19 protein-coding genes and 1 pseudogene are annotated in these 22,907 nt (G+C 48.8%); 5 read left to right on the plus strand and 15 right to left on the minus strand.

Going from position 1 to position 22,907, the window contains the following annotated elements; all coding sequences use genetic code 11:
- Window positions 1-67 precede the first annotated feature (67 nt).
- On the minus strand, window positions 68-1,090 hold the full coding sequence (locus LZD49_RS00870) for an aldo/keto reductase (protein WP_234665418.1): 1,023 nt from the start codon (window positions 1,088-1,090) through the stop codon (window positions 68-70).
- 145 nt (window positions 1,091-1,235) lie between these two features.
- On the opposite strand from LZD49_RS00870, the gene ppk1 reads away from it, so the two are divergent.
- Together ppk1 and LZD49_RS00880 are read left to right on the plus strand one after the other, a co-directional pair.
- The gene (ppk1, locus tag LZD49_RS00875) at window positions 1,236-3,335 is read left to right on the plus strand and encodes a polyphosphate kinase 1 (protein ID WP_234665419.1); all 2,100 of its coding nucleotides are present in this window, start codon (window positions 1,236-1,238) and stop codon (window positions 3,333-3,335) included.
- A 206-nt stretch (window positions 3,336-3,541) separates the two neighbouring features.
- Window positions 3,542-4,135, plus strand: coding sequence for a TetR/AcrR family transcriptional regulator (locus tag LZD49_RS00880; RefSeq protein ID WP_234665420.1), 594 nt, complete (start codon window positions 3,542-3,544; stop codon window positions 4,133-4,135).
- On the opposite strand, the gene epsC is transcribed toward LZD49_RS00880, so the two are convergent.
- Window positions 4,128-4,961 (minus strand): serine O-acetyltransferase EpsC, encoded by an 834-nt coding sequence (gene epsC / locus LZD49_RS00885; RefSeq protein WP_234665421.1) that lies wholly within the window; start codon window positions 4,959-4,961, stop codon window positions 4,128-4,130. The two genes, LZD49_RS00880 and epsC, sit on opposite strands and share 8 nt — an antisense overlap.
- Window positions 4,962-5,156: 195 nt before the next feature.
- Here epsC and LZD49_RS00890 point away from each other — a divergent pair, with 195 nt between their 5' ends.
- Complete coding sequence (locus LZD49_RS00890) at window positions 5,157-6,071, plus strand: alpha/beta fold hydrolase (protein WP_234665422.1); 915 nt, start codon at window positions 5,157-5,159, stop codon at window positions 6,069-6,071.
- Between the two features lie 11 nt (window positions 6,072-6,082).
- On the opposite strand, the gene LZD49_RS00895 is transcribed toward LZD49_RS00890, so the two are convergent.
- Both LZD49_RS00895 and LZD49_RS00900 read right to left on the minus strand, forming a co-directional pair.
- Window positions 6,083-7,183: a T9SS type A sorting domain-containing protein gene (locus LZD49_RS00895; protein WP_234665423.1), complete on the minus strand. Its 1,101-nt coding sequence runs from the start codon at window positions 7,181-7,183 to the stop codon at window positions 6,083-6,085.
- A 132-nt stretch (window positions 7,184-7,315) separates the two neighbouring features.
- Window positions 7,316-8,397, minus strand: a pseudogene (locus LZD49_RS00900) (isoaspartyl peptidase/L-asparaginase family protein).
- Window positions 8,398-8,412: 15 nt separating this feature from the next.
- On the opposite strand from LZD49_RS00900, the gene LZD49_RS00905 reads away from it, so the two are divergent.
- Window positions 8,413-8,601 carry a hypothetical protein gene (locus tag LZD49_RS00905; RefSeq protein ID WP_234665424.1) on the plus strand — a complete coding sequence of 63 codons (189 nt, stop codon included), beginning with the start codon at window positions 8,413-8,415 and terminating at the stop codon, window positions 8,599-8,601.
- A complete protein-coding gene (locus LZD49_RS00910) occupies window positions 8,582-10,444 on the plus strand; it encodes a glycoside hydrolase family 2 protein (RefSeq protein ID WP_234665425.1) in 1,863 nt (620 codons plus the stop codon). Before LZD49_RS00905 ends, LZD49_RS00910 begins: the two co-directional genes overlap by 20 nt.
- A 74-nt stretch (window positions 10,445-10,518) precedes the next feature.
- Here the strand turns inward: LZD49_RS00910 and LZD49_RS00915 are convergent, their stop codons facing one another.
- From LZD49_RS00915 to LZD49_RS00965, 11 genes are all read right to left on the minus strand, one after another.
- A complete protein-coding gene (locus LZD49_RS00915; RefSeq protein ID WP_234665426.1) occupies window positions 10,519-12,792 on the minus strand; it encodes an NADP-dependent malic enzyme in 2,274 nt (757 codons plus the stop codon).
- A gap of 114 nt (window positions 12,793-12,906) precedes the next feature.
- Complete coding sequence (locus tag LZD49_RS00920) at window positions 12,907-13,950, minus strand: MraY family glycosyltransferase (protein WP_234665427.1); 1,044 nt, start codon at window positions 13,948-13,950, stop codon at window positions 12,907-12,909.
- 297 nt (window positions 13,951-14,247) lie between these two features.
- On the minus strand, window positions 14,248-14,991 hold the full coding sequence (locus LZD49_RS00925) for a glycosyltransferase family 2 protein (protein WP_234665428.1): 744 nt from the start codon (window positions 14,989-14,991) through the stop codon (window positions 14,248-14,250).
- On the minus strand, window positions 14,988-15,554 hold the full coding sequence (locus LZD49_RS00930; protein ID WP_234665429.1) for a WcaF family extracellular polysaccharide biosynthesis acetyltransferase: 567 nt from the start codon (window positions 15,552-15,554) through the stop codon (window positions 14,988-14,990). The genes LZD49_RS00925 and LZD49_RS00930 overlap by 4 nt, the downstream gene beginning before the upstream one ends.
- On the minus strand, window positions 15,511-16,437 hold the full coding sequence (locus LZD49_RS00935) for a glycosyltransferase family 2 protein (RefSeq protein WP_234665430.1): 927 nt from the start codon (window positions 16,435-16,437) through the stop codon (window positions 15,511-15,513). The genes LZD49_RS00930 and LZD49_RS00935 overlap by 44 nt, the downstream gene beginning before the upstream one ends.
- Before the next feature lie 85 nt (window positions 16,438-16,522).
- A complete protein-coding gene (locus LZD49_RS00940; RefSeq protein ID WP_234665431.1) occupies window positions 16,523-17,677 on the minus strand; it encodes a glycosyltransferase in 1,155 nt (384 codons plus the stop codon).
- Window positions 17,678-17,685: 8 nt separating this feature from the next.
- Window positions 17,686-18,885 carry a glycosyltransferase gene (locus LZD49_RS00945; RefSeq protein ID WP_234665432.1) on the minus strand — a complete coding sequence of 400 codons (1,200 nt, stop codon included), beginning with the start codon at window positions 18,883-18,885 and terminating at the stop codon, window positions 17,686-17,688.
- The gene (locus LZD49_RS00950) at window positions 18,882-19,991 is read right to left on the minus strand and encodes a hypothetical protein (RefSeq protein WP_234665433.1); all 1,110 of its coding nucleotides are present in this window, start codon (window positions 19,989-19,991) and stop codon (window positions 18,882-18,884) included. The genes LZD49_RS00945 and LZD49_RS00950 overlap by 4 nt, the downstream gene beginning before the upstream one ends.
- Window positions 19,992-20,179: 188 nt before the next feature.
- Window positions 20,180-20,548 carry a VOC family protein gene (locus LZD49_RS00955; protein WP_234665434.1) on the minus strand — a complete coding sequence of 123 codons (369 nt, stop codon included), beginning with the start codon at window positions 20,546-20,548 and terminating at the stop codon, window positions 20,180-20,182.
- 27 nt (window positions 20,549-20,575) lie between these two features.
- Window positions 20,576-21,085 (minus strand): cupin, encoded by a 510-nt coding sequence (locus LZD49_RS00960; protein WP_234665435.1) that lies wholly within the window; start codon window positions 21,083-21,085, stop codon window positions 20,576-20,578.
- Window positions 21,086-21,342: 257 nt separating this feature from the next.
- A complete protein-coding gene (locus tag LZD49_RS00965; RefSeq protein WP_234665436.1) occupies window positions 21,343-22,683 on the minus strand; it encodes an amidohydrolase family protein in 1,341 nt (446 codons plus the stop codon).
- Window positions 22,684-22,907 lie beyond the last annotated feature (224 nt).

The raw sequence follows: 22,907 nt of genomic DNA on the forward strand, positions 1-22,907 counted from the left end.
CAGTCAGTCGTCTGCGGTCTAAGTTGACCACCGACGGCTGACCGCTGACCGCCGAGCTTATAACCCGCTATTCGCGGTGATTGTCCAAACTCTCATAAAGCCCGCCGAACGCCTCTTCTTTTACGCCGTCGGATTTTAGGAATTCGTGCGGAAAGCCGAGTTCTATTTTACTGACCTCATCCAGCTTTTGCAGCGCGGATTCCGTGAGACGGAAGTCGAGGCAGCCCAGCGAATCCTTCAACTGACTTTCTTTGGAAGCACCGATGATCGGGATCATGACCTGATTGCGGTGACGCGTCCAGTTAATGGCCACTTGTGCGGGTGTGACGCCCAGCTCCGCAGCCACCTCCACCACTGCCTGCGCAATGGTGGCGCTGTGCTCGTTTCTGCGGGTGCTATGGTCGGGTACGCGTCCTGATTCGCCTCTCAAATATTTGCCCGTCAACGCGCCGCCGCCGATGGCGCCCCACGGAGTGACGGCCAGGTCGAGCGCTTTGGCCATGGGCAGCAAATCCCGCTCGGGTGTGCGTTGGAGGAGGGAATATTCAAATTGAATGGCGGCAAATGCATTCCACCCACGGAAGTCGGCGATGGTGTTAGCTTGTGAGACGATCCACGCAGGCGTGTCCGAGATGCCGATGTAATGCACCAGGCCGCGCGTAACGAGGTCATCCAGGCCTCGCATTACCTCTTCGGCGGGCGTTGTGTTGTCCCACATATGCACCCACAGCAGATCGATGTATTCGGTATTGAGGCGTTTCAGGCTGGATGTTACCGAACGCATCATGTTTTTGCGGTGGTTACCGGCAAAGTTGAGATCGTCGTTCCTGTCTTTGAGCGTAAACTTGGTGGCCAGCACGAAATGGTCGCGGTCGGTTTCGACGAATTCGCCTACATATTTCTCCGAAGTGCCCTCGGTATACCGGTTCGCGGTATCGATAAAGTTGCCGCCGGCATTGGCAAAAGCCTCGAATATCTTGAAACTTTCGTGCTTATCCGCCCCCCATCCCCATTCTTTACCGAACGTCATGCCACCGAGACAAACTTCGGATACCCGTAAGCCCGAGCGGCCTAATAATTGATAACGCATATTATTTTATTGATGATTTTGAATGAAGATATCGCATTGTAAACTTATTCGACAACGATGATTTTTGTCCTACAAAGTTATATCCTTACCCACCAAATGTATTTATATTGTAGCAAATTTTGGATCTCTTACTACACCACACTCAATGATCGACGTTGCCTACCCCTACTTTGATACCAATCTTAGCTGGCTTTCGAATAATTACAGGTTGTTGCTGGAAGCAAACGACGAAACGGTACCGGTAAGGGAGCGATTGCGATTCCTGGGAATCTATGCATATCAGACAAAGGAGTTCTACCGGGTAAGGATCCCTAGTCTGCTGGCTATGGGAGAGGTGAGCAATGACATCCGTTCCAAACTGAATATTTTTCCTGAATCGCTGCTCGAACATGTGTACGAAACGGTCGAAAACCAGCTTCGTGAATTCAATGACATTCTGACCACAAGCATTCTTCCGGCGCTGCTGGATCAGGGTGTCCATCTCTATTACCGCGAGGCATTCATCCCCGAGCACGCAGCCTTTGCGAGGCGTTTTTTTATTGATAATCTTTTCCGTTATCTCCAACCTGTATTTCTGGACAGCCGCCGGACGCTCAAAACGCCTGCGTTTGAATCCAAGCAGTTGTACCTGATCGTGCGGATGCAGCATAAGCAGGAGGCCGATGAAGATTGGTACGCGTCCGTCAACATTCCGGCGGAACCACATGGGCGTTTTCTGGAATTGACGGAATCGGAGGGGAAACGGCACGTAGCCTTTATGGAGGATGTGATACGTGAAAACCTTCCATTACTTTTCCCGGGTTATAACATCCTGGAAAGTTACGCATTGCGTGTCGAACGGGAAACGGAGTTAGCGATCGAGGATGAATATCCGATGCAAGTGGCCCAGCGTATTCTCAAACAGCTCGAAAAACGGAATTTTGTACAGCCTTCCCAATATTTCTATGAATCGGGAATGCCGCTTTACATCCGTGAATATCTGGTGGGCAAAGTGGCCATACCGATGCAGGACTTCCATGAGCGCGGCGATTATTTGTGCTTGCAGGACCTTACCAAATTTCCCATTTTATCCAGGCGGCTTGACTACCCTTATCAACGACCGGTTCAGAACCCGGAGTTTGAGGAAACAAAATCCGTGTTCGAGACAATCCAGCAGGCGGATCAAATGCTGCATTTGCCTTACCAATCCTACGAACCCATTGTAAGATTCTTTAATGAGGCGGCTGTGGACCCGCATGTACGGGAGATTCATGTTTCATTGTATAAAATCAGCCATAATTCGTTTATACTCAATTCACTGATTAGTGCTTCCAAAAACGGAAAGCGTGTTACGACCTACGTGGAACTGAATGACAAGCTGGATATTCAGGAGAATTTGCGGTGGTCGAAGAAAATGCGGGATGCAGGGGTAAAGATACTTTTGAGCGTGCCGGGTTTGAAGGTACATGCTAAGATGGCGTTGGTAAAGCGGAAGGTGCAGAAGGGATGGGAGCGATATGCGTTTCTCGGAACGGGTGGTTTTTACCGGCTTACCAGTCGAGAAATCGTGGACCACGCATTGCTAACTTCTCATCGGGAACTTACCAACGAACTTGAACTGCTTTTTGGCTACCTGTCGACGCAAGATGAACCCAAAAAATACAAGTATCTACCTTTCAATACGCTATTTGTCACACAGTTCAATCTCCAAAAGCGATTGCTGGACTTGATAGACCGGGAAATAGCCAACTGCAATGCAGGATTGAAATCGTTTATTACAATTAAAATCAATCAGCTGCAGGACCATATCCTCATCGATAAGCTGTACCAGGCGGGGCAGGCGGGCGTGCCGGTTCAGGTGATTATCAGCGAGAGCTGCGGGCTGATTTCCGGGTTGCCATCAATCAGCGATAATGTGATCGTGAACAGGCATGTGGACCGTTACATTGAAAATACGCGGATATTCCATTTTGGCAACCGGGGCAATGATGAGATTTACCTCACATCTTGCGACTGGACCCACCGTAACCTGCACCGAAGGATTGATATCTGTTTTCCGGTACTCGACGAAACACTCAAAGGTCAGATGCGGACAGTACTGAGAAACTATGTCAACGACAATCAAAAATCGGTGAGGCTGGACTTGTACCAGAACAATTTACGCATTACAGACGAGTCGCGGGGGAAGGTGCGGGCGCAGGATGCAAACTACCGGCTGGTGGAGAAAGTCGAGCGCAACGGACTGGTGCGTCGTTCAGAAATATAACCTTTCCGCTGGCTTAAAAAAATTTTATCAGCATTAAATTTCTGAATCCCCTGTCAGATTTAATGGACGGGCTTTGTAGAAAAGCTAGAGAAATTTTCTGATGCTTTTTTCGTTGCGACGTCTTGAGTGGTCTTGAAGTGTACAGGGTATATCATTATATTTGAGAACATATCATTCTGAATCAATCCTAAAAGACACTTTTAAGCATGGGAATAGTAGAGCGAAGAGAGCGGCTTAGAATACAGGTACGCTCAGACATCGTGAAAACAGCCAAGGACATTGCCCGCGAGGACGGGTGGACGGCTGTTTCGATTCGCAAGATTGCTGATGTGATTGAGTACAGCCCGCCTATTCTCTATGAATATTTTGAAAGCAAGGACAAACTCCTGGAAGCCATTCGTCTGGAGGGTTTCGATTATTTGCAAACGGAGTTTGTAAAAATAAAGGGTCATTTCAGCAACCCGCAAAAACAACTGGTGGAGGTTGCGCAGACGATCTGGCATTTTGCCGTGGAGAACCCGGAGGTTTTTCAGGTCATGTTCAATCTGGAAGGGGCTTATTGCGATTCCAAGAAAGCGTATTCGCAGGCCATGAGCATCAAGGATAACCCGGTTTGGGAAATGATCGCAGGACTCCGCCCGAAATCGGGAGACCTGGTTACCAAGACTTACTATGAATGGTGGTGTCTAACCTTCGGGTTTATCAGCATTACCATGACCACCCAGCCCCGTTACGCATTTCCACAGGCCGAGCCTGTGTATATGGAAGGTATCCGGAGATTCATCCGGAGCATTATGTAACTGAGGGAGCTGAGTGTTGGCGTATCTCTATTTTGCTCTGGTGATAAACCAGCGAATATGGAGGTACGCTTTTCGTTAACCAGGCATTCCCGCCGATGATGGAATCGTGCCCGATTACAGTTTCTCCGCCAAGGATCGTAGCATTGGCATAAACCACTACATTATCTTCAATCGTCGGGTGCCGCTTGTGCGAAGCAAGCGATTTCGAGACGTGCGTTGCGCCCAATGTCACCCCCTGGTACAACTTCACATTATTGCCGATATAGGTCGTTTCGCCGATCACCACGCCAGTGCCATGGTCGATAAAGAATGAGTGGCCGATGGTCGCATTCGGGTGAATGTCGATGCCAGTCTGGCTGTGCGCAAATTCTGTAAGCATGCGCGGCAGCAAAGGAATGCCTGCTTTGGCAAAAGAATTTGCAAAACGGTAAGTTGCAATGGCCATAAAGCCGGGATACACCGAAATTACCTCCTCGATACTTACAGATGCGGGATCATTATCGGTAATGGATTTGGCATCTGCTAAAAGTGCCTCGTAGATGCCGGGAATCTGAGCAAAAACTTCATCCAGAATTTCCTCTTTGTCGCGTTCCAGCTGAGGCAGGAGTGGTTGCAGCATGCAATCCAGGTCATTGCGCAAATCGGCATATTTCATCGCCAAGTCCTTGGCCGGGCAGCTAGGGCAATCCTTGCTGATCGGGAAGAGAAAATTGATCAGGTTCTGGATAAATTTCCCTGCATCCTGCCTGGATGGCAACTTGTACCTATATTTTTCATTTTGCGCGTTAAGACGCTCAAAAAAAAGTGATTGCTGGGTGGCTGTCATTAAAAATAGGGGTTGAACTACCGTCAAACTATCGCTGGTATTGCTTTTGAACGTGCAACAACGAAATGCACTCAAAGATTTTGGTAAATATACTTTCTTTTTAAAGAGGGCGGAATTTGCCACATCTTATACGGACAAAATCGTATATTGGAATATCCTGTGAATTTAGAAAATAAGGTAGATTTTTCATGGCGTATGTTAAGTTTTAAATTGCTTCGTTCGGTTATCCTGCTGCTTTTTGTGTCCGCTTCGCTGAGTTCCTGTTTTTCCCGGTACATTATTTCAGCGAAGGATGTGCGGCGGCATTATGCGGATAAAAGGGTCAAACCGAGGGAAGTTTTCATCAGTAACGACACACTTTCGCTTTCCGTGGCAAGCATTGGGCCCGACACGCTTCCTATGCTACTTCTTATCCATGGTGCGCCAGGTTCGCTGTGGGGATATATGAATTTGATGGACGATGAGGATCTGCAAAAGCATTTCCATATTGTGTCGGTTGACAGGGTGGGCTATGGGAAATCGAGGCTCAAAAAGAGGCGTTACGTAACCTCGATCGAAACACAAGCTAATGCGCTTCTCCCCGTTTTCTCACTCAACAAGAGCGATCAGAAAGTGATCGTGCTCGGGCGCTCGTACGGCGCGCCAATCGCGGCTAAGCTGGCTTCTATGGCACCGGAGCAAGTTAAGGAACTCATTATGGTATCGCCGGTGATCGACCCGGAAACTGAGCGGTTTTTCTGGTTTTCGAAATGGGGCAGAATGAGCTTTGTACAGTTGTTCCTGCCAAAAGCATTCAATGTTGCAACTGCTGAAAAATACAGCCACGCCGCGGAACTGCGTAAACTACTGCCGGTCTGGGAAAAAATCAATATCCCGACTACCGTCATACAGGGAGGCAACGACTGGATCGCCGATCCGACGAATATCGATTTTGCCAAAAAACACATCAAGAGCAAACGTGCTCAATACATTTTTCTTTACAATGCGGGCCACATGATTACCTTCTCGCATGCATCAATGATCAAGGAAATGCTATTGAAAAGCCGCTTGTTTCAGGACAAGATCACGTCGTTGGGCGTTGAACCAAAGGGCGGGCAGATCGGTAATTGAAATGCCCTGGGTTATCGCAATACTTTCTGCGTTACAGAGTCCTTATCATTGCTTGCGCGGATGAGATAAACGCCTGGAACGAGGTTGCGCATATCAAATTCTTCCTGTATAGCAATTTCCGGTGCCTTACTGGCAATTTTACCTAGTATGCGGCCATTCATATCGATCAATTCAAGCCGAATAATCGCTCGCTGCTTGCTGTATGCCTTCACTGTCACAAAATTCTCCGTCGGTACCGGGTAGGCCTGGATAGCCATTGAAATTTCGGACGATGACACATTCGGTGTGGAGGTGATTGCACCGCCGTATTCGGAAGATTCATATGGTGGTATTTCAACCGTTTCACCCGGTTTGTCGATCACAGTAACCATTCCTTCTCGGTAACTTTCCGAAATCCTGAGGCCATCGCGCCATTCATTTACGACCATTGCAATAAGGTAATTACCCAAAACCTCAGGTGCAGTCCAGACAAGCTTTTTCTGAGCCGCATCCACTTTGAAAGTTCCTTTTGCGCTGATTTCGTTCGGGAAAAGGTAGGAGTGATCGAGCATTCTCACACCGCAAGTGCCGGGTGAGGGCTTACTAATCCGTGCTACCCTTACGGTAATGCTGTCGTTGTCCGTAACGGCCGGTTTGAGATCGATGGAGAACACCTGACGGGCACCGGCTTCAAATTCGAGCGGCGGAAGGACGGGTGTTGAATTGGAAAGCTGGGTATCGATCACAGTCCAGAGAAACTGCGAAGTATGTTCCGCATCTGGCAGATTCAGGATTTGCCCGCTGCGGTTTTCAAGTGCGGTCGATATCTGGTAAATGCCGTAAGCAGGGTAAGTGTGACTGGTCTGATATTCCGCGACCGATACATTTTTTGTAAGGGGTGTCAATGATATTCTTGATGCGTCTTTGACGCTTCCATCTCCCATACAAATCGTCACCGAACTCAGCACGTTGGCCGCTGCCTCACCGTTTTGGGTGTCAAGGTACAATTTGACTTTGATGTTGTAGCTCTGGACTGAAATGTGGCTGGCCAGGATTTCCCCGCCTCGCAGATGCGTCGCCTGTGCGTACGCAGAAAGCAGGATCAGTAAGAGAATGCCGTAAACTGATTTCATATGGAGGAAAAGAAGCCGTGAGGTTACAAACTATAAGTTCAAAACGTGCAAACGCTTCGATTTTGTATGGCTTCTTTTCAAAACAAATGCAAAAAATGCCGCGGCAAATCCAATGCTCAGCGCTGCGCCTGTTTAGTCCTTATATATCAGTATCTCGCGTTTTCCGTCGCTTTTGATGTAGCCGCGATACATACCTTCGCTATTGAACGGCATAGCGATATTGCCGTTCCGGTCAACGGCGATTATGCCGCCCTCACCACCTCTTTCGACGAGCTTTTTCATCACCACTTCATTCGCGGCATCGTTCAGGTTCACGCCTTTGTATTCCATCAATGCGGAGATATCGTGGGCTACCACGGAACGGATGAAATACTCGCCATGCCCAGTTGCAGAAACCGCGCAGGTCGCATTGTTGGCATAAGTTCCGGCCCGATAATCGGGGCATCGCCGATACGGCCGTAGCGTTTGTTCGTCATGCCGCCGGTGGATGTCCCGGCTGCAAGGTTGCCGAACTTGTCCAGCGCCACACAACCAACAGTCCCAAATTTTTTGCCCTCCGTAAAAATCAGATCCTCCCCAGAACGAAGTCCCGTTTTAGGTCCCTTCTTCATCTCCTTTTCTCCCTTCTCTCCATTCTCCACTTTCCCGTTGTGATCCAGCTCAGTCTTCTCCTGTTCTATGGCGCGCTGCAATGCCTTATACCGTGCTTCGGTGTAGAAATAAGATGGATCAACAATTTCCAGGCCTTTCTCTTTAGCGAACTGCTCCGCACCTTTTCCGGCCATCATCACGTGAGCAGACTGGTCCATTACCGCTATGGCAGCGGTAATCGGATTTTTAATGGTCGTCACGCCCGCCACCGCTCCGGCCTTCATCGTTTTGCCTTCCATGATTGCGGCGTCCATTTCGTTTTTACCTTCGTGGGTAAACACAGCGCCCTTGCCCGCATTGAATAAGGGCGAATCCTCCATTACATGGATCGCCGCTTCAACGGCTTGTACGCTCGTTCCGCCTTTTTTGAGCACCTGGTAGCCTTTTTCCAGTGCGGTGTTCAATGCCTCGCGGTACGCCTTTTCGCGCTCCGGGCTCATGTTAGCGCGCGTGATTGTGCCTGCACCCCCGTGTATTACGAGTGTGATTTTGTCGGAGAAATCCTGGGCAAATGCTGGAAAGCAGCATAAAGCGATCAGCAGCGTCAGGGAAAGTCTTTTCATGAAACAGTAATTTGAGTGAATATTTCAAATCTAGCAACTAAAAACCTTCATCCCTATTCGGTGGATATTCGGCTGGTTTTGGTGCAGCTGGCGGGAAAAGGACGTTATTTATTCAGTATAGCCTATTCTAATGCTACTTTTGATAGTTCTGACTCAAAATTTAATCAAAAAACCGAAACATCTGATGAAGAAAGTAGTGCTTAGCCTGGGCGTTCTCCTGGGTAGCCTGTATGATCCGGCTTTTGCGCAGCAATCCGCTGAATGGAAGTATGTGCAAGGCAAGATCATAACGCCATGGGCAGAGAAAGTGGTTGCGCAAAACGCACATCCTGAATATCCCCGTCCGCAAATGGTTCGCCAGAACTGGCAGAATATCAATGGTCTTTGGAACTACGCCGTTGTGCCTCAAAGCGCGGGAGATGTCAAACCAGCGGCATTTGATGGCAAAATATTGGTCCCGTTCGCAATCGAGTCGGCATTGTCGGGCGTGCGAAGAACGGTGGGTAAGGATAGCATTTTATGGTACCAACGCCTGATCGACTTCGCTCCGAAATTAAAAGACCAGCGTGTGCTAATCCATTTCGGGGCTGTCGACTGGAAATGCGAAGTTTTTGTCAATGGCAAACCTGCGGGAAGCCACCAGGGGGGCTATGATCCGTTTTCATTTGATATTACCGAACTGCTCGTCAAGAAAAAGCAGCAGGAAGTCACTGTAAAAGTCTGGGATCCGAGCAGCGACGGCCCACAGCCGCGCGGGAAGCAAATCAAAAATCCGCATGGTATCTGGTATACACCGGTAACCGGCATCTGGCAGACGGTTTGGCTCGAAACAGTTGCTACCAGCCACATTGTCAACGTTATCCCGGTAGCAGATATTGACAAGCAGACATTGACCGTCAATGCAGAAGTAGCAGCAGCGGGTTCAACCGACAAGGTTAGAATCACAGCCTGGGATGGAACCACAAAGGTTGGAGAGCAGGAAGTTGCTCCAAACCAGCCTGCAACTTTGACGATCAGCAATGCGAAACTCTGGTCACCTGACACACCATTCCTGTACGATCTGACGGTTGCTCTTATCCGCAACGGGAAAGTTGTCGACGAGGTGAAAAGCTATTCGGCCATGCGTAAGATCGGCGTGCAGGTGGATGAAAATGGCATCCAGCGCATGACGTTGAACAACAAATTCCTTTTCCAATATGGCCCGCTCGACCAAGGCTGGTGGCCCGATGGCCTCTACACCGCGCCCACCGACGAGGCATTGAAGTTTGATATCCTGAAAACCAAGGAAATGGGCTTCAACATGATCCGCAAGCACGTGAAAGTGGAGCCAGCCAGATGGTACCGCTATTGCGACGAGCTGGGTATGCTGGTGTGGCAGGATATGCCAAGCGGAGACCTCGGTAACAATTGGGAAATGCGGCCGGGAATTACCGGCAACGAAACCGACAAAGCGCGTACGCCCGAATCCGAAAACATTTACAAAACGGAATGGAAGGCCATCATGGACGCTAACCGTTTCTTTCCTTCAATCGTAGTTTGGGTGCCATTCAACGAGGCCTGGGGCCAGTTCAAAACCGCCGAAATAACCAATTGGACGATGCAGTACGATCCCTCACGACTGGTGAACAGCGCCAGCGGCGGCAACTTCGAACCGGTAGGCCATATTATCGATTTGCACAATTACCCAGCGCCGGTCATGCCTCGCCCTGATCTGTTTGGACAAAAGCAAATCATTGTTTTGGGTGAATTCGGCGGGTTGGGGTTACCTGTTGATCAGCATGTCTGGCAGCAAAAGGATAACTGGGGTTACCAAAGTTTTAAAAATCAGGAAGAACTCTATAACCGGTACGAAACGTTCGTTAACCGCTTCGAGCCTTTGATCAGAAAAGGACTTTCTGCGGCGGTTTACACGCAAACAACCGATGTAGAAGTGGAGACCAATGGTTTGATGACTTACGACCGGAAAGTGATCAAATTCCCTGAGGCGAAACTGAAACAGATCCATTCCAAACTTTACGATCCTTCGTTTGTGAAGTTGAAACCATAAGTAATGAATTGCTTCAAATGAAAATAGCCCGGGAGGATTCCGGGCTATTTTCATTTGAAATAACATCAAGAATACTATTTGCCTTTCATTTGCGCTTCCACAACAGCAATGGCTACCATATTCACAATCTCCCGCACGGAGCTACCTAGTTGCAGCACGTGTACCGGTTTTTTTAGCCCTAACAGGATTGGCCCGATGGTTTCGAGTTCGGCCGCTTCTTTCAGCAGGTTGTATGCAATATTGCTGGCCGAAAGGTTCGGGAAAATCAATGTATTCGCACCGCCATCCACGAGGTCGCTGAATGGATGGTTTTCTTTCAATAATGTGGTATTGAATGCAAGGTGCGCCTGCAATTCGCCTTCCACGATCATCGACGGATTTCGTTTTTTCAGGATGGCGGTCGCATCTCGCATTTTCTCGGCGTCCGCACCTTTGGCGCTGCCGTAGTTGGCATATGTTACCAGGGCAATGCGCGGCTGAATATTGAATTGTTCCACAGCCTTAGCGGTCAGTTCGGTGATTTCTACGATGTCGTCGACCGTCGGATCCAGATTCACAGTCGTATCGGAAAAGAACAGCGGACCTTTTGGCGTGAGCAGAATGTACATACCCGCCACCTTGTTGACGCCTTCCTGCTTACCTATCACGTGCAATGCCGGGCGAATGGTATCGGGATAGGTCCTTGTCAAACCGGAAATGAATGCATCCGCTTCTCCGTTTTCGACCATCATCGAGCCAAAATAGCTTTTGAAATACATCGAACGGCGCGCTTCGATCGGTGTAAGGCCTTTTCTCTTGCGTTTGTCGTACAATTTGGCTGCATATTTCTCGATCATCGGTTCGCTTTCTTCCGCCCGCGGATCGATAATCGATACGTCGGCCAGGTCGAGCTTGCTTTCATGGATCAGATGCAGTATGGTTTCCTTATTGCCCAAAAGGATCGGTGTGGCAATGCCTTCGTCGCGTACTTGTTGTGCCGCTCGGAGTACCTGAATGTTCTCAGCATCGGCAAAAACGACTTTTTTAGGCAAAAGCTTCGCTTTATTGAGGATCACGCGGGAGATTTGCTCATTGCGGCCCAAACGGCTTGACAGTTCCTGTTCGTAGGCATCCCAATCGGTAATTACCTTGCGGGCGACACCGGTTTCGATGGCGGCCTTCGCCACGGCGGGAGCGACGGTTGTCAGCAGGCGTGGGTCTACCGGTTTCGGAATAATATAATTTTTACCAAAAACGATATTCGTTTCATTGTAAGCCAGGTTCACGATATCGGGCACGGGCTTGGTAGCCAGGTCGGCCAATGCATGCACGGCCGCGAGTTTCATTTCCTCATTGATCTCCGTCGCACGCACATCCAGCGCACCCCTGAATATGTACGGGAAGCCAAGGACATTGTTTACCTGATTAGGATAGTCGGAGCGGCCGGTAGCCATGATCACGTCTTCCCGCGCTTCAACAGCGTCAGGATAAGGGATTTCCGGGTTTGGATTTGCCATCGCGAGCACGATCGGATCTTTGGCCATGGATTTGACCATTTCCTTGGAGACGATATCGGCTGTTGAAAGACCGAGGAAAAGATCGGCGCCCACCATTGCTTCTTCGAGCGATTCGTAAGCCTTGTCCGTAGCAAACTGCTTTTTCATATCGCTCAGGTCGGTCCGGCCATTATGGATGTGGCCTTTGGTATCGAACATGGCAATATTCTCCGGATTGGCACCCAGAGAGAGATAAAGCTTGGTACACGAAACAGCGGATGCGCCGGCGCCGGAAACCACAACACGAATGTCTTCAATATCCTTGTTTACCAACTTCAATGCATTAAGCATCGCCGCCGCGCTGATGATCGCCGTACCGTGCTGGTCATCGTGCATAACGGGGATGTTCAGCTCTTGCTTTAGCCGTGACTCTATTTCAAAGCATTCGGGGGCTTTAATGTCTTCAAGATTGACGCCGCCGAAGGTAGGTTCGAGGATTTTGACGGTCCTCACAAATTCATCGACATCCTTGGTATTGAGTTCTATGTCAAAAACGTCGATATCCGCATAAATTTTGAACAGTAACCCTTTGCCTTCCATCACGGGTTTGGAAGCTTCGGGGCCGATATCGCCCAGGCCCAGTACTGCGGTACCATTGCTGATAACCGCTACCAGATTGCCCTTGGCAGTGTATAGATAAGCATTTTCTACGTTCTCGGCGATTTCAAGACAAGGCTCCGCTACGCCGGGCGAATAGGCAAGCGAAAGGTCGCGTTGGGTACTCGTTTCTTTGGTGGGGATTACCTCTATTTTTCCTGGCCTACCCTTAGAATGGTAGTATAGCGCGTCTTCTTTTCTGATCTTTTTGTTCATACCTAAATGGACGATGTTTCGTGCAAGGTACAAACATTCGTCAGACGGCAATGAATATTCAGGAAGGTATTCGCAAGAATTTCATGCGCGTTTTAGGGCTGCTACACAAGGTCGTTATTGGAATGTAGAAAGGTCGTCGTCGCTGAATGACGGGCTTTTGACCAATTTTTTCCGAGCCTTTACCGTGGCAATGCGTTTCTTGAGAAAATAGGCAAAGATCATGTAAGCTCCGAACATTCCAATGTAAACATAGAGCGACGCGGTGTTGGTAATGTCGCCGTGGAAAGTGAAGAACAGGGCGGTATTGACGATCGTCACCATCCAGAGTGTGAATGACGCCCAGAAGTGGTTGAGGCCATTGTCGATCAGGATATGGTGCATGTGGTTACGGTCGGCCACAAAGGGGGAGCCGCCTTTGAAAATACGTACGATGAAAACCCTGAGCGTGTCGAATATCGGGACAATCAGTAGCACCATCACGATAATAGGCGCATTGAAATAAGCATTCGGATCGTGCAGATAACCCACGTTGAGCGAAAGGAACTCGACCGAGAAAATCGACAGCAGGTAGCCAACGATCAGCGAGCCGGTGTCACCCATGAAGATCTTACTGGTTTTCGAGAAGTTGAAACGCAGGAAACCCAGCAACGAACCCGACATGGCGAATGCCAGACAGCCGAAAGAGAAATGGTCATTAGCGATGAACCAGATACCAAAACCAAGGCCTGCGATCAAACTGATGCCACCAGCAAGACCATCGATACCGTCAATGAGGTTGATCGCATTGATGATCGCGATGAATATAAAGACTGTCAAAGGAATGCTGATAAAATCCGAAACGCCGTGAATGCCAAATATGCCATAGAAGTTATCTACTTTGAAATTGCCCATTGCCACGAGGATCAATGAGGCGAAAATCTGGATAATAAGCTTTTTGGTGGGATCTACCGCGAGGATATCGTCCTTGATCCCAAGAAAAAACAGGATAATGACGCCCGTCATTGCCAGGCTGATCAAATTGGAATCAAGGATGTTTTCCGAGTGTGGCCACAGGAAGTAGGCTATCAAAGTGGCTGCGAATATGGCTATTCCGCCCAAAGTTGGTGTTTCCGTTTCGTGTGAACTTCTAAACCCTGGTTTTGCAGTCAGGTGCAGCAAATTCGAAAGGTTAATGATAATTGGTATTGAAATGATGGATAAGAAACAACCGATTAAAAATGAAAGAAGGCACTGATAGATGTCATGATGGACGAGGGTGTTCACGTTCCCTTCCGTTAGTATTTGCAGGGGTAATTGTAATTCCATAGTGTCTGTCAAATTAGTGAAGTGCGTTGAGGGGATATGAAAAAACCTGAATCAAATGTCGAAATATAAACCAATAATTGAAATATGCAAATAGCTGAATATCAAAATATTTACTCTGTGGTTTAAGGCACTCAAGGTCACTTCGCGTGCTTAGATAAATTGTATAATTTTTCTCAGAGGTTTCAACCACAATGTATAGAACCTCGGTTCCAGATTGTTGATCTTCCACGCCAGCCGGTCGTTGCGGTTAGCGGCGATCCGGTTCTTAAACGTACTGTTGCTGACTCCGCCTGCCCGCATTTTTACAAGGACTTTCGGGACATACGCCAGCTTGATGTTCTCCCGATGCACAAAGCGGAGCATCAACTCATAGTCCGCTGCGCTTCCCAGATCGAGACGAAAGTCACCATGTGCATTGTAAACCTTCCTTTTGACAAAAAAAGTTGGGTGAGGCGGCATCCAACCGTTCAGAAATGCACCGATCTTATATGCACCTGAGACCCATCTTCTCCTTACAATCGTTGCATCGTTCGCATCAACATATTCAAGATCTCCATAAGAAGCGTCGAAATCGCTGGAAGCCAGCTCCCCGGCTACATCGCTGATAACCGACGGATAGGCGTAAAAATCATCCGCATTCAGTATTCCAATGACTTCACCGGTTGCCAATTGTATGCCTTTGTTCATGGCATCGTAAATTCCACCATCCCTTTCGCTTACAAAATGGGTGATTTTGTTGCCATAGGATCGCACGATTTCCTGCGTACCGTCCTTGGAGTTGCCGTCCACAACGATGTATTCAACGTTCGGATAATCCTGCCCAAGCACGGATTCGATGCAATGACGAATCGTCGCCGCACCATTATAAACTACCGTGAGAATACTTACTTTCAACTGGTTATAGTTCTTGTTTTGATAAATTTCGCAGGATTTCCCTGGTAAATCCCGTAAGCTTCCAAATGACTTGTCGCTACCGAGCCCACTGTCAGTAATGCGTGCGACCCTACTTGTACACCCGGACAAACCGTAGCCTTTGCACCGATCCAGGAACCCGGCCCGAGCGTTATAGGCTTGACAATTAGGTCAAAAGCACTTTTTCGATAATTATGATTACCCGTCAGCAGCATCGCTCCTTGTGATAAACAGGCGTTTGATTCAACTGTCACCAAAGTGAGGTTGTCGATCCACACCTCCTCGCCAATCCATACATGGTTACCGATATGCAGGAACCAGGGGTATTTGATATTCACTTTGGGTTTGATCACAACGCCCCGGCCGATTTTAGCTCCAAACACCCGAAGGAGCGCGACCTTGAATGCGGACGGGTAAGGTATATGTGTGTAAATGAACAGGCGGTTCAGCACGTACCAAATCGCCTGCTTTGTATAACTGCCCGGCTGATACCAGTCGTTGTTATAGGCGGACAGATTGGTTTGGGCTCCTGAGGTCTTTTCCATATTCTGTCCTGAAATGTGATATAATCGCTTGCTTGTCCCTGCCTACCCGGTGATACACTTCATATATCTTTGCGTCCACCAGAAACCGGTACCAAAACCCTTGCAGAACGTGCCAGATCAATCCCTTTGTTCCATCCAAAAATCCAAGTTTAATGAAGTACCTGAATGTGAAATAGATAAATGGCCTTGTAAAGAGGGGAAGATTGGCATATTTGATTTTCAGGTAACGCGTCCGCTGTTCCTGGCTTCCCCATAAACTAGGTACTACTGTCTCTTTATTATCAAAATTATATTTAATGTTCAACAGGTCAATGACCTCCCGGATTGCATAATTGTTATGCTTTTGTGTCCACCAGGTGAGATTGTTAAGGTTATGATCGACGATATCGTGCTGCAACTGTGCCGTTGTGCCGCTACTGAGCTTGATATGCTCATCCATCCAGAGCTCTTCGCAAATCCCCAACCCACGTCGCCAGAAACGTAGCAGCCAGATCGGATAGTAGTCTCCCCGGCGGATCCATTTTTCCATGAACAGAACCCGTCTCTTAACATACAGCCCGGAAACCGTCTCGGGTACCTGGCCGAGCGTGCTATTCAGTTCGGCGGCAAGATCACTTGAAATGTATTCATCGGCGTCTATCCGCATGAGCCATTTCGTCTGGAATGGGTTGTTGCGAATGCCGAAATTGAACTGGAATGCATATGAAATCCAGGGATTTTGTACTACTGTGGCGCCCAGGCTTTCGGCGATGGCAACCGTGTCGTCGGTTGAGAAGGAGTCTACGATGAAAATTTTATCCGTAACCTGCAAAAGGCTTTGAATGCATCGGCCGATGTGCTTGGATTCGTTGTGTGTTAAAATGATGACGGATAGATCGATCATACTGGCTTGAAAACAGAACCCGGCGTCGTTCGTCGAACGAACGTTGCCAGGCACCGGTTAGCGGTTACTTGCGCCGCAAATGTAATTACTTTTTTTGAACCTTCTTGTATTCTTCCAATAACTGATTGGCGACCACCCTGATGTCAAAGTTTTCGGTTACCATCTTGTGGGCTCGATTTGCGATGCCTTCGGCGTAGTTCTTGTCTTGTAATATTTTAAGAAGACCTTCCGCAACTCCGTCGCTCGAGAGCGGCGTGAGGAATGCCGCGTCGTAGCGTGCGATGTAGTCGCCAAAGCCCACGCGGTCGGAGACGAGAGCGGGTACACCGGAGGTCATGGCTTCGAGTACTGCGATCGAAAACCCTTCCGAGTAGGAGGGCGATACAAAGAGGTCGGCGTCGGCTAGCGCTTCTTTTTTAATGGTGTCGGTAAGCATTCCTACCAGTTTTACACGCCTTTCGAGGTTGTGCTTGCGGATGAATTGTTCCGTTTCGGCCTGATAGCCATCGTCCGGGCCAGCAAGGATCAGCTGGGCGTCAGGTATTTGCTCGTGTACTTTTTGGAATGCGGGTAAAAGGAGGTCGAGTCCCTTTTTGATATTAAGCCTCGCCATGAAAAGCACCATTTGCTGGTCAGGCGAAATGCCGTACCTGGCCCTGAATGTTCCTTTTGCAGGCAAATGCGCACGGGTGTACTCGTCGAGTTTCATGCCGTTCGGTACGATTACCATGTTTTTGGGACGATAACCCAGGTAACGGATTACATCCTCTTCCTCGTCAGTATTGTTGATCTGGATCAGGTCGGCCTGGCCGAGAAGCTTTTTTTGGTACAAGAACGTCACCAGGTCTTTTTTCCATTTGCTATGCGCCACTGCCCATTTGTCGAGCAAACCGTGGATTGTGATGACCTTTACGGCCTTGGAAGGGATCAGGAACGGCGCCAGACTACCGAAATGCCAGATGCCATGCATATGCACCACGTCGTACTCGTGGATGTGTTTTTTTAAGTATTTGTACAAATCAATGGAAAACTCCCGATAGAAGTTGCTCAGTGGCGTTGTACGCGCCACCTCGATCAGGCGCGCACCTTCGGGTACAGGATACATTTTTTCGCCTGGCGTCATCGGGCTCAGAATGTCGACCTGGTGGCCTTGCTTTACGACTTCCGTCGTGTGGTCGTAAATAATGCGGGCCGGGCCTCCAATTGCCCATGTATATGCACAAATATTCAGTATTCGCATGCTTTCGTTCAGTGTATAGTTGTGTTATGCCCCTTTCCAGATGGCCGGGCCGCGGCAGCCAGACTTCGGTAGTTGTCGGCCATTTGTATGGCTACGGGTCCGGAGGCAAAAGGTGCGACTAATTTCAAAGATTCTATTCCCATTCCGATTATCTGGTCGGGATTCTGGATAAAAAAGCCGAGGTGCTTTTCCAGGTCGGCCTGTTGGCTGTGATCGAATGTAAAACCATTGAGACCGTCGCGTACAAGATCGGCTGCGCAGCCACAGGTTTTTGAAACAATCACGGGCATTCCGCAAACCATTGCTTCATTCACCACTAATCCCCACGGCTCCGATTGGCTGGGTAGTACGAGCACATCACTTTTGGCGAGCCAGACGGGTACCTGATACCATGGAAAACCACCCGCAAAAATGACCCGATCGGTAATTCCTTGCTCGGCGGTAAGCCTTTCAAGAGCGGAACGCTCCGGACCGTCGCCGACGATAAGAAGTTCCCAATTTGACCCTGAATATTTAACCACATTGGCGAATGCGCGTATCAGGGTCGGTAAATTCTTTTCTGGTGCCAGCCGCCCGACGTATACAAATTTACGGGTAAGGGGGTTGTCAATCGCATCCGCCGACAATGCATTTTTTGCTTCATCAAACCGCTGCCTGATCACTTGCTCGTCGATCACCGCAGCATTTCTGACCCTGATCGCGCTTTTGGCGACGCCCAGGCTTTCCAAATATTCCGCCGAAGTTATGCCAAAACAGAAAAAGGCATTGGCACGGTTAATAATCATCTTTTTGATCCGCTCCTTCCATGCCGACCGATTATTATCCGCAGAGGAAGATTCGGAAGAAATCACAACGGGAATGCCTTTCCGGCGCGCATAAAACATCAGTAACAGTTGTGCCCAATCGAAATAGCCGGTGATATTGAGCACGTCGGGACGGTATTCGTTAAATATCCGGAACAAGGCCTCTCTTCTTTCTCCGAAGGTTATCTGATCGAGGCTGCGCTCGAAGAGTAATCGATAAGGATATTTGTAAACGATTGTGTCATCGGCTTGCATCACTTTCCTGCTTGCCTCATACAAACCGATCTGCGCTACCAGCAGCTCGTCGGCGGGGTTTGCCTGTCTGATGGCCCGATCGATCTCACTGAACAGTTTCGATTTGTAATGCGCCCATAATTGGTTGTGGACAATCAATACACGCATCATTGATGAAGGTTAAGGTATTCCAGGAACAATGGGTAAAGGTTATTGGCAAGAAATTCCTGCCCGCGGCTGTTGAAGTGGACGACATCCATTTTCCGGTAATTCGTTTTGGAAACGCCGAACTGGAACTCGTTGATAAGCCTGATATCCTTTTCTTTGGCAAATGCGATGATCTGCTGGCCCTGATCGTTGAAATGTCCCAGGTCGATCTCGGAGATTTCAGGGTGCAGGTAAATGAACATCGGAATATTGCCCGCTTTTGCGATCTCGTAGATTTGCTCGTAACCCGGGTTGAAGATCAGTCCGGGCTTGCGGATGCCGGCATTATTAAGCCTTTGGGCTTCAACGGTATCTTCCACAGCCTTCGCATCCGTGGCCACGTGCGCGCTGTCTGTCACATCCGGCTTGACAATCGCGATTTTGTCTTCCTTTTTCTGCGGTTCGGGTGAGAGGAATAGCGTATCTAAGTAATAGAAGAAAATCCAGCGGTAACGGTCCCACAGTTCATAAAGGGCCACTTTATATTGCTTATTAGGCCATCCCGGATCGACTCCGACCGGACTTTGGGGCGACATGATGTCAAACGCATCGTGGCTGCTCGTAACAAGGCAGATCAGCTTGGCTTTGAATGTTCCATATTTTTTAAGGTAAGCGGCGATATTGTCGGGTCCCCATGACCCTGCTGAGATGTTCAAAACGCGCACCCGCTTGTTGAAAGATTTCAAAAAGCGCTTTTCCAGCAATGTCGATGCGATGCTGTCCTGATCGGTTAGGCTACCACCGTTCACAACCGAGTCACCGATCAGCAATATCACAAGGCTGTCGGTGGGTTGTATTTCGTCGTTTCGCATCGAAAAGCTATTGGTACGGAGCACCTGCCCGAACCGTTTAACGTCCTGGTTGGGCGCATATATATATTCAAAATCGGGGTCTGATACGTAGAGCGGTGAATTACAAAAGCCATATTTTACCCTCAATACCACCTCGGTTATCCCCGCAAGAATGACAATAGCAATTAAAAACCTGTAAACAAATTTTAACATCAAGTGAACGTCGTCTGCGTCGAAACTGACTACAAATTTAGGATTACTTTTTCCAATTTTGGCCATTTCGGCTTTCGTTAACTAAATATGTCGGCTTTTCCACCTGTCCTGGGAAGCTGATGAGCTGACGACCGTTGTTCGGGTAGTGGTGAGGATTACTACCCGAACAACGGATATGGTAGCGTAGGCGGGAAGAGGGAATTGGTTTATCGGTTTGCAGGAAACAGGTGCCATCGGGTGCTGCCGCCGCTTTTTTATGCAATCATTTCAATCAGCTCGATCCGGTTGCCAAACGGATCGCGGAACGAAAAGCGGTTGCGATCAGGGATCTTGCTGTCGTTTCTCAGAGGAATCCCATGCTGTTCCAACACAGCCCGCGCCGCTTCCAGATCTGCCACTTCAAATGCGGGGTGCCGCTGCGAGAGGTCGTGCACATCTTCTGCCCTGATATGCAATTGGATATCGCCCATTTGAAACCAGATCGCTCCGTTCGGCAGGGGGTAACCGAGATCGGTCAACTCTTCGAGTCCCAACACTCCGCCGTAGAAATCCCGGGCCTGTTGTTCGGCCCCTGGCGGAATGCAAAGCATGATATGATCGAGTTTTTTAAATATAATTTTCATGATCAGGAGTGATTTTGGGCATTAAAACTACTTCCATATTTCGGATAATCCCTTATCCGCACCCCAAATCGGGTCAAGACGGGGGATGGGAACCTTGCTGATATTTTCCAGTGCCCGCGGACGATCGCCTGGTTCGCCCCGCAAAATATCGTAGTCACGTCCGTCCGGATAAGCGCCTACTACTGCAAAGTCTGACGAGGCTTCAAGCTTCCTATGCCCTACGCCGGCCGGTATCACCAGCACATCTCCCGCAACGACTTGGAGCTTTTCCCCATGCTCGCCACCCATATGCAGCACTGCATTACCAGCATAAACGCCCAGTACCTCATGAGTGATGCTATGGTAATGGTGGTACGAAAACACGCCATTGCGCCAGGAATTTGTCCAGCTATTCTCCGCAAACCGCTTTTCCAGCCACTCGGCACCTTCCCGACCAGTCACCTGAAATGCATCGTGGTACACAAGCAGCGGAAATTTGTTATTTGGAATACTGCCGTCGTCTTTGAAGAAGTATGTTTGGGGTTGGCTGATGTTCATAGGATGCTGTTGGTATAACTTCTCATATGGTAGCGCAAACTCGCTTTGACTTCGGCCAGGTGATTTTTAGTAAATCGATCGGCTCTGGCTGTGGGTCGGCGTCGGCAAAATAAACAAGGTAGCGAACCACCTGGCAAGGATCACTGGCTGGATAATTCGTTTGGTAACATCCCAACATGGTAGCCAGGTCGAAATGCAGTAGTAATGCGTGGATATCCCAAAAATATTGCGGTTTATCTGGTGACGGGTTTTCCATTTTACTTCGCTATTGGCCCTTTACTGACTTCTTTCCCTTCTTTCCAAACAGATTCGATCTTCCGCGTGTTCTTGATGTCGTCCATAGGGTTGGCGGTGAGAATTAGCAGGTCGGCCTTCTTGCCTTGTTCTAAGGTACCTTTTTCACTGGCGATGCGCAACGCTTCGGCGGCATTGCGGGTGCTGATGGTGATGGCCTGGGCGGGTGTGAGGCCTGCTTTCACCATCAGTTCCATTTCCAGATGCTCGGTGAAGCCTTGCGTGCGGACGGGGAATGCGCCGGAATCGGTACCTAGCGCGACCCTAATGCCCGCGTCGTAGATTTTTTTCAGATTGATCATCGCAGTTTTAAATGCGGATATATTGCGCTGATAATCCGGAGAGTTTTTAATCTTTTCACCGTAGGCTTTATTGGTAATCATTTCAAAAACGCCTGGTTCCAGCGAAGCTTTAAAGAATGCGTCGTTGATCCAGTCAGGATTGCCAGCGTAAACGAATTGGTATTCATCGAGCGATAACGTCGGAATATAGGTCACATTTTTCTCCTTCATTTTGGTCAAAAGGTCTTCGTCCACTTCCTTGTCACGGATACTATGGGCGATGACGTCAATACCGGCTTCGGTCAGTTTACGGGCATCCTCGACGTAGAAAAGGTGTGCTGCTATCCGAATGTTATGTTTATGCGCCTCACGGATGATCGCCTGGTAAATTTCCGGCTTCATTTTCTGCGCATTTCCGCCGTGGTCGTCTACCCAGATTTTCACAACGGTCGGTTTTACAATCGCCAGTTTCTCCATCATTGCAGGCACTTCTTCGGGTGAATCAGGCCGCAACAGCAGATTCATCCACGAGCCCGGATTCGGGTCGGGGGTATTAAAACCATATCCTGCCGAATACAACATGGCACCTGGCAGTAATCCATTCTGGGTAGAGTCGATAAGGCCGTTGAAAATGAGCGGACGGTCCGTACCCATGGACAATATCGCGCTTACGCCGTAATCTTCATATTTTTTAAGATGCCGGAGCAGGTTGTCACGGGTGTAGTTGTCGGCGGAGGACGTGGTTCCTTTTAGCGTGCCAACGTGCGCATGCGCACAAATGAGCGATGGCATGACGGTCTTTCCGGTCAAATCGATTTCGCGGGCGCCGCTGGCCTTTATATCCTTTTGAATAGCGGAAATCTGCCCGCCGGCGATCAGAATGTCAGTATTTTTTTTCGGTGCTGCTCCAGTGCCGTCGATTACAGTCGCATTTTTCAATAGCACCAAGCTGGTGGTTTGTGCCACGGCATCGGCGTAGATCAGCGAACCGATTAACGCCAACGCCAAAATTCGATTTTTCATAAAAATGGTGAGTTTGGGATCGGTTGGCAAGAAGGGTGATTTTTTCAATTTTACGAAAAAAGGGCCATCTTTTAAAAAAGGGAAAGTGAATTGGATAAATGTAGAATTTGTTTTAGAAAATTATAAAATTAGCTCAGGTATTCCTTTACACGTCCCGATTCACTGGAATAAGGACTATATTGTACGGATGGATGGAATCCACTGCTGACGTTTCCTATTGTAAG

This window comes from Dyadobacter sp. CY261 (assembly GCF_021440085.1).
GTDB lineage: Bacteria > Bacteroidota > Bacteroidia > Cytophagales > Spirosomataceae > Dyadobacter.

Bases quoted from the DNA above. Each gene is read 5' to 3' on its own strand.
- LZD49_RS00870 (WP_234665418.1), bottom strand. From the start codon at position 1,090: ATGCGTTATCAATTATTAGGCCGCTCGGGCTTACGGGTATCCGAAGTT.
- ppk1 (WP_234665419.1), top strand. From the start codon at position 1,236: ATGATCGACGTTGCCTACCCCTACTTTGATACCAATCTTAGCTGGCTT.
- LZD49_RS00880 (WP_234665420.1), top strand. From the start codon at position 3,542: ATGGGAATAGTAGAGCGAAGAGAGCGGCTTAGAATACAGGTACGCTCA.
- epsC (WP_234665421.1), bottom strand. From the start codon at position 4,961: ATGACAGCCACCCAGCAATCACTTTTTTTTGAGCGTCTTAACGCGCAA.
- LZD49_RS00890 (WP_234665422.1), top strand. From the start codon at position 5,157: ATGTTAAGTTTTAAATTGCTTCGTTCGGTTATCCTGCTGCTTTTTGTG.
- LZD49_RS00895 (WP_234665423.1), bottom strand. From the start codon at position 7,183: ATGAAATCAGTTTACGGCATTCTCTTACTGATCCTGCTTTCTGCGTAC.
- LZD49_RS00910 (WP_234665425.1), top strand. From the start codon at position 8,582: ATGAAGAAAGTAGTGCTTAGCCTGGGCGTTCTCCTGGGTAGCCTGTAT.
- LZD49_RS00915 (WP_234665426.1), bottom strand. From the start codon at position 12,792: ATGAACAAAAAGATCAGAAAAGAAGACGCGCTATACTACCATTCTAAG.
- LZD49_RS00930 (WP_234665429.1), bottom strand. From the start codon at position 15,554: ATGGAAAAGACCTCAGGAGCCCAAACCAATCTGTCCGCCTATAACAAC.
- LZD49_RS00935 (WP_234665430.1), bottom strand. From the start codon at position 16,437: ATGATCGATCTATCCGTCATCATTTTAACACACAACGAATCCAAGCAC.
- LZD49_RS00940 (WP_234665431.1), bottom strand. From the start codon at position 17,677: ATGCGAATACTGAATATTTGTGCATATACATGGGCAATTGGAGGCCCG.
- LZD49_RS00945 (WP_234665432.1), bottom strand. From the start codon at position 18,885: ATGATGCGTGTATTGATTGTCCACAACCAATTATGGGCGCATTACAAA.
- LZD49_RS00950 (WP_234665433.1), bottom strand. From the start codon at position 19,991: ATGGCCAAAATTGGAAAAAGTAATCCTAAATTTGTAGTCAGTTTCGAC.
- LZD49_RS00955 (WP_234665434.1), bottom strand. From the start codon at position 20,548: ATGAAAATTATATTTAAAAAACTCGATCATATCATGCTTTGCATTCCG.
- LZD49_RS00960 (WP_234665435.1), bottom strand. From the start codon at position 21,085: ATGAACATCAGCCAACCCCAAACATACTTCTTCAAAGACGACGGCAGT.
- LZD49_RS00965 (WP_234665436.1), bottom strand. From the start codon at position 22,683: ATGAAAAATCGAATTTTGGCGTTGGCGTTAATCGGTTCGCTGATCTAC.